The 6604-nt window shown below is 39.7% G+C and carries 6 protein-coding genes; 1 reads left to right on the top strand and 5 read right to left on the bottom strand.

All coding sequences use genetic code 11. From position 1 onward, the window contains the following. Positions 1–115 precede the first annotated feature (115 nt). Positions 116–2191: a sigma-70 family RNA polymerase sigma factor gene (locus V7659_RS10420; RefSeq protein WP_335539932.1), complete on the bottom strand. Its 2076-nt coding sequence runs from the start codon at positions 2189–2191 to the stop codon at positions 116–118. Positions 2192–2442: 251 nt separating this feature from the next. Further along, complete coding sequence (locus V7659_RS10425) at positions 2443–2778, bottom strand: YciI family protein (protein WP_335539934.1); 336 nt, start codon at positions 2776–2778, stop codon at positions 2443–2445. A gap of 163 nt (positions 2779–2941) precedes the next feature. On the opposite strand from V7659_RS10425, the gene V7659_RS10430 reads away from it, so the two are divergent. Beyond that, positions 2942–4015, top strand: a complete 1074-nt coding sequence (locus V7659_RS10430; protein ID WP_335539936.1) for a sulfite oxidase — start codon at positions 2942–2944, stop codon at positions 4013–4015. A 47-nt stretch (positions 4016–4062) separates the two neighbouring features. On the opposite strand, the gene sdaAA is transcribed toward V7659_RS10430, so the two are convergent. The 3 genes from sdaAA to V7659_RS10445 all read right to left on the bottom strand — a co-directional run. Continuing rightward, on the bottom strand, positions 4063–4962 hold the full coding sequence (gene sdaAA, locus V7659_RS10435; RefSeq protein WP_335539937.1) for an L-serine ammonia-lyase, iron-sulfur-dependent, subunit alpha: 900 nt from the start codon (positions 4960–4962) through the stop codon (positions 4063–4065). A gap of 55 nt (positions 4963–5017) precedes the next feature. Further along, positions 5018–5677 carry an L-serine ammonia-lyase, iron-sulfur-dependent subunit beta gene (gene sdaAB / locus V7659_RS10440; RefSeq protein ID WP_335539939.1) on the bottom strand — a complete coding sequence of 220 codons (660 nt, stop codon included), beginning with the start codon at positions 5675–5677 and terminating at the stop codon, positions 5018–5020. 123 nt (positions 5678–5800) lie between these two features. Continuing rightward, the coding region (locus V7659_RS10445; RefSeq protein ID WP_335539941.1) for an amino acid permease at positions 5801–6604 on the bottom strand (804 nt) is incomplete at its 5' end.

Raw genomic sequence — 6604 nt, forward strand, 5'->3', positions numbered from 1 at the left:
TCCGCTTATTTTACTTTTATGGTTACTAAGACTAAACTTCCCCTAATACCAAAAGAAAAAGCGCCAAAATGACAGCTCTAATCTTCTTAGTCTAGCGCCCGTTATATCAATTAGTTTATTTAAAAGAAATCTTCACAACATCATCCAAATATTTCGTTGCACTATATCCAAAAATCTGCAGCCTTTTGGGAATTACTTTCTCGCCAGCGCCGTTACCGTCTATCTTCATCGTTTGAACGGTAACAAAATAGCGAGGCCGCTCGATTTCTTCAAATGAGACAGGGGTATCATTAGTATCGTATTCAATTCCATTTTTATCAACAAGCACTCCATCAGAATTCATCTCCATCGAAACAGGATCATTTTCATTCTCTCCCACAATATTGAAGTTAAGCGCCTCATACGCTCGATTCTTAATTTCATGATCGCTTATGACAATAATGGAAGGCTGTCCAACCTCCAGTTTGTCGATAGAGATTGTACTGCCTGCGTATTCAAAAGTTTGAGGATATTGCTTAGCAACATCCAGTTCGATGGTTTTGGGGTCTTGAAACGTTAAATTAATAGATCCGAGTTGAACATTAACCTCTTTTGGTTTTTCTCCAAAAAGAGGGTCAAAGTTTGTTTGAAAACTAGTCCAATTCATGTCTTGTTGTGAATCCATAAAAGAGCTGCCATACATATCAGGTTTCACTTTTTTATTGTTCACTCCTAGATTTTCAAAATTAAGAACATCAATCATTTTCTCTGGGTTTTCATTATTAATACCATATTGCAGAATCGTCGCTGTTGGGGCAATGGTTAGTTTATCAAATCGAACCGGGACCCCCTCGACTTCTGTTTCTTCATTCAAGGCATATTCAACGGAAGGCTGTTTTGTCACAGGAATCTCGAAATTCCACTCCCCTGTTTCATATCCTATGTTCTCGTTAGCGTTAATATCATTTTGGTCAGAGGAATCACGAATCAATTTCAGGAGCTTTGTGATCTTCAGTTTGATCGTCCCATTTTCCGTTTTGAGTGGCAGCAGACTAATCTTTCCTTGATACACGTTCTTTTTTTTATTATTAACATTTGATTTAAGGTCAGGAGGATAATACCTAGGATGGCCTTCAGTATTCATGATTTCAAGTTCATTCTCCACAAAAACCCCATCATCATAATTCATCATATATTGATTTTCATCATTTGTATCTTCGATTTCATAAAATACGAGCGTCTGAATATCATCAGCAATCGCACTCCTGATCTTAATTTTCACCCCATCGCTTTCCGCTTCTATGTTCAGCCTTTCACCAAGGTCCTGTTGGAGAAATGGACGCAATTCCTGATCTTTTTCTGTCCATGTATAGTAGAGGCTCGTAAAAGTCCCTGTAAAAACTTCTATCCCTATTAATAATGCAAAAAAACTTGCCAAAATAATGCCCACTCTTAAACGTTTCTTGTTCTTCTGTTGTCTGTGCTCCTCCTTATCTGCCAGCCTAGCTTTGACGTTCCCCATAAGATCTTCTGGCACATGGAGATTCTCTATCTCTTCAGTAAGATTTTGCATGGTTAACATAACATCCTGAAAGAAAGCTAAATCATCCTGACAGTCTTGACAATGATAAATATGTATCTCAAAATCAACCTTTTTCGACCGATCCAGGGTTCTTTCTAAATAATCAATGTAATCCTTATGATATTCCTTACAGCCATTATAGTGTGATCCGTACCCCATTACTTTTCTAAGTGACTGAATTCCGGAAAACAACAGCTCTTTCATCTTTTCTACTGAAACTTGGAGAAGATGTGCCGCTTCCTCATGAGACAGTCCTTTTACATAGGTAAGGGCCACCGCTTCTTTCTCGTACTCTTTCAATTGATCAAGTGCTTTAAAGATATCCTGACGTGGTTCACTTTCCTCTGACACTTGTAAACTTCTTTCATTACAAAGCTCTCGGCAGGTATGTATGAAAATGGATGTAACCCACGTTTCGAATGATGTTTCACTTTTAAATCGAGGCAATTCCTTGTGGACTTTTAAAATGGACCGGTAAAAAAGCTCTTCCATTTGCTGCTGGTTACTAAGATAGGACCAACCAAGTGTATAGAACGTTTGTTTATGGTGATCGAACCAATCGAAGATGGATTCCACGCTTTTTTTGCTAATTGTAGTAATTGAAAAAGGATCTATTTTTGCTGGGATCATTCTTGTGTTTCCCCCTTCAACATTCTCTTTATACCAAATGGTATTTACATCATGAATTTCTATTAATCTCTTTTAATTATAATATAATAAACTCAAAATTGGTCTATATTTCCTTTTCTTGAATTATATATAAAATCCAAAAATCTCTATTTTGTTATATTTGTATTGATAAAGTAAATGGCTCAGTCCAATACTGAGCCATTTACTTTTGTTTATTCAAGTTTCTTTTTTAAGTAACACTGCCTACATGGTCAAGCGTGTTGTTTCGGCAGCACTGCTTTCATCGGGTAAAATTCAGTTTCCATTATACCAGCAATAACAGCAGGGTCTTCTTCGATAAGTTTTGAGACTTGAGCTTCATTTTCAACTTCAATTATGGCTAGTCCATGCGGAGCTGAAGGATTTAAAACAGGACCGAAGACCAGAGCAATCCCCTGATTTTGTTTGTTTGTCCAATAGTCAATATGTTTTAACATAATATCCCGTTCTTCAATTGACATATCCTGATGAAAAGTTGTTCTCGGCGGAGTAGATTTTAGCATAAAGTGCATTTTAGCTGTAACTTTACTCGCTGTATTGTCCGACATCCTCATTTACCTCCATCAAATTAAACTTCTTATCCCTAGTTAGGACACTAATAATTATTCCATAAATACCTTTCGGAATACAATGAATCCCCAACAAGATTAGGGTCTAAATAGAAAAAGATTATCATATTTATTTATATTGAATTTTTTTGTTAGGAGGGAAATGATGCCCCATTCACACAATCCAGTTATGAAACCACATCTAACAACACGCAGTTTACATCCTGAAAGTCAGGAAACACCCATACAGTTTATAGAAACTGATATCATTTATAATCATTTATTTTATAGACAAAACCACTTTTCTTATCCTTCTCTTTCTTATTCCAACTATTGGCTTCCTATAAATGGCTTTGTCTTAACCCAAAAGCTGCTCTCCATGCAAGATCTCCTAAAACTTCCATCGAAAAAGGTTAAAGTAATCCTTGAATGCGCAGGAAACAAACGCAGTTTTTTTGACCCTAAAGTATTTGGAGAACAATGGGAAAAGGGTGCCATTAGCCAGGGGTATTGGAAAGGAGTTCCGCTGCGAACCCTCCTTGACCTAGCGGGAATAAGAGAAGGGGCAAAAGAAGTGATCGTGGAAGGTTATGATTATGGTAAAAGAACCGATTTAGATTCCATTTATACTTTCGCTAGGAGTTTACCCTTAGAAAAGGCACTACATCCTGATACCATTATTGCTTATGAATATAATAATCAACCTATTCCGTTTAAGCATGGCTATCCATTAAGATTAATCGTTCCACAATGGTATGGTATGGCTTCCGTTAAATGGATTAAGCAAATAACCATTACTGATTCAAATTTTAAAGGGCCATTTCAGTCCATTGACTATGTTTATTATCCACATAAAGAGAGTAACAAAGATACTAAGCCCGTCACAAATATAAATGTTAACTCTACCATACAAAAACCGTTAGATATGGATGTTCTTAATACTGGTAAGCACCTAATTAAAGGTATCGCTTGGACAGGGAAAGGGTATATAACAAAGGTCGAGGTAAGTACTGATAATGGGAAAACATGGTTAAATGCGAAAATCGAAAATGAAAATTCAAGTGGTTATGACTGGGTTTCTTGGTCATATGAATGGTCTATAGTAGATAAAGGAGAATACACGATTTTGTCGAGAGCAACTGATTCTACTAATAGAATTCAGCCAACTACACCATTTTGGAACAAAAAAGGCTATGGATACAATGCAATAGATAAAATTAAGGTAAAGATAGAATAGAAACCTTAAAAGTAAGCTGCCAGAAATAACCGGCAGCTTTTTAATAGTTATGCTAAATAATCAATCAGTTTTTCCTTAGGCTGGCCAAAGATTTCCGCTTCAAGCCTCCGTCCGGTCGGGGTAGCCGCCAGTCCACCTTCGGCTGTTTCCCTTAACGCAGAAGGCATTGACTGTCCAATCGCATACATGGCTCCAATGACTTCGTCACATGGAATCCTGCTGGTGATCCCGGCAAGGGCCATATCGGCTGCTGTCAAAGCATTCGATGCCCCCATTGCGTTCCGTTTCACACAAGGTACCTCAACGAGGCCAGCAACCGGGTCACAAACAAGACCCAGCATATTTTTTAAGGTGATGGCCATTGCTTCCGCTGATTGCTTAGGCGTACCTCCAGCCATTTCAACGATTGCGGCTGCTGCCATTCCTGAAGCCGAACCTACCTCTGCTTGGCAACCGCCTGCAGCCCCTGAAATGGATGCATTGTTTGCAACAACAAATCCAAACGCAGCTGCCGTAAATAAAAATTCAATCATTTCCTGTCTAGTTGGATTGAGTTTATCCTTTACCGCAAATAACGTACCCGGGACAACACCCGCCGAACCGGCAGTTGGCGTGGCACAAATGATGCCCATTGCTGCATTGACTTCATTCGTGGCAACCGCCTTGCTTACAGCATCCAAAAGCAATGAGCCCGTAAGAGACTTTCCGCTCTTAATATAGTTTTGCAGCAATACTGCATCTCCGCCTGTGAGTCCTGTGCGTGATTTTACTCCATTTAAGCCCCGCTCGATAGCCCTTTCCATTACGGACAGGTTCTGGTCCATTTTGGCAAGCACTTCTTCACGGGAAAGGCCCGTAACTTCTACTTCCTGCCGAATCATGATTTCGGCTATTTTTACCTGATGTTGTTCCGCCAGCGAAACAAGTTCAGCTACATTACGAAACATAACATTTCCCCCTGCTGTCTTCTATTAATCTAGTGTTCAACCCTGAAAACACCGATTAGTCAACCATACGGATGACACTTATAACGTTGTCAAGCTTTTGCAAATCGTTTACCAACTGGTCATTTATCTTTTCATCGGATTCAATGACCATGATGGCCATGTCGCCTTTATCTTTCCTGGCCACTTCCATATGACCAATGTTTATTTTATTTTGTGAAAAAATGGATGTTACCGAGCTGATTACTCCAAAACGGTCATTATGCATGACCAGTATGGCGGGGTCACCCGATAACTTTAGCTTGAAGGAGTTGATTTCTGTTATTTCAATGGATCCTCCACCGATAGAGATACCAATGATCTCCATCTCTTTATCTTCCGCAAAGAGATTAATCTTTACAGTGTTGGGATGTTCTGTAACGGCCTTTTCCTCTTGAAAGATGACCTCCATACCCGTTTGTTCCGCTATCACCAATGCATCAGGAATCCGCTCGTCGAACGTATCAAAGTCTAGTAAGCCCGCTACAAGGGCTAAGTCTGTTCCATGTCCTTTATATGTTTTGGCAAAGGAACCATAAAGCGAGAGAACGGCCTTTTTTGGCTGGCTCTCGAACAGTGTTCGGGCAACGCGGCCAATGCGGACGGCACCAGCTGTATGTGAACTAGAAGGCCCAATCATAACCGGACCAATGATTTCAAATGCTGATCGATACTTCATTGTTATCACCTGAGTTTTATATTAAGATTCTCTACATCTTATTCCATTTGCTTACTTAGCAACACGTCTTTAAGAAAAAATAGGGACAATTTATAGAAACTGTCCCTATCCTGCTATTAAAGATTAAACTGCTTTCTTATCTGTCATATCCTCTGCTTGAAGATTCACAGGTACACGCTTATTGATTCCGAAGGCATAAAAACTGATGGTCACAAGAGCTAGGAACACAATACCTGCAATCAGTGAAACGCGAGTGTCTTCGTTGAACCACATACCGACAAGCACTGCTACCAGATAGGCAATGGTCACGTAGTTAGTTACCGGTGCAAAAGGCATTTTGAATGGGTGGTCGGCCATTTTTGCAGCATGAACTTTCCGGAACTTCGTTTGGCTGATCAGGATGACAAACCAAGGAACCATTCCTGGCAGAACACTTGAAGCATAAACATACACAAACAGTTTTTCTGGTGCAATATAACTTAAAATAACGCCCACACCAAGGCCGATTAGTACGCCAATTGTACCGAATAAAGGAACTCCGTTACTCGAAACCTTCGCAAACGCTTTTGGCGCTTGTCCGTTAACTCCAAGAGTATAAAGCATACGCCCTGCGCTGTAGATACCGCTGTTGCATCCAGACAATGCAGCGGTGATAACAACAAAGTTAATGATTCCTGCTGCAGCAGTAATACCAATTTTTGCAAAAGTTGCTACGAACGGGCTTCCGATGGCATGCAATTGATCCCAAGGATAAACAGTAACTATAACAAAGATGGCACCAATATAGAAAACGAGGATACGCCAAATGGTACTTTGAATCGCATTCCTGATTGTTTTCTGTGGATCTTTCGCTTCACCAGCTGTAATCCCGATAAGTTCTACACCTTGATAAGCACCAACAACAAGTGATAGGGCAAAAAGAAACCC

It is taken from the genome of Neobacillus drentensis, from assembly GCF_036966985.1.
Lineage (GTDB): Bacteria > Bacillota > Bacilli > Bacillales > Cytobacillaceae > Neobacillus > Neobacillus drentensis_E.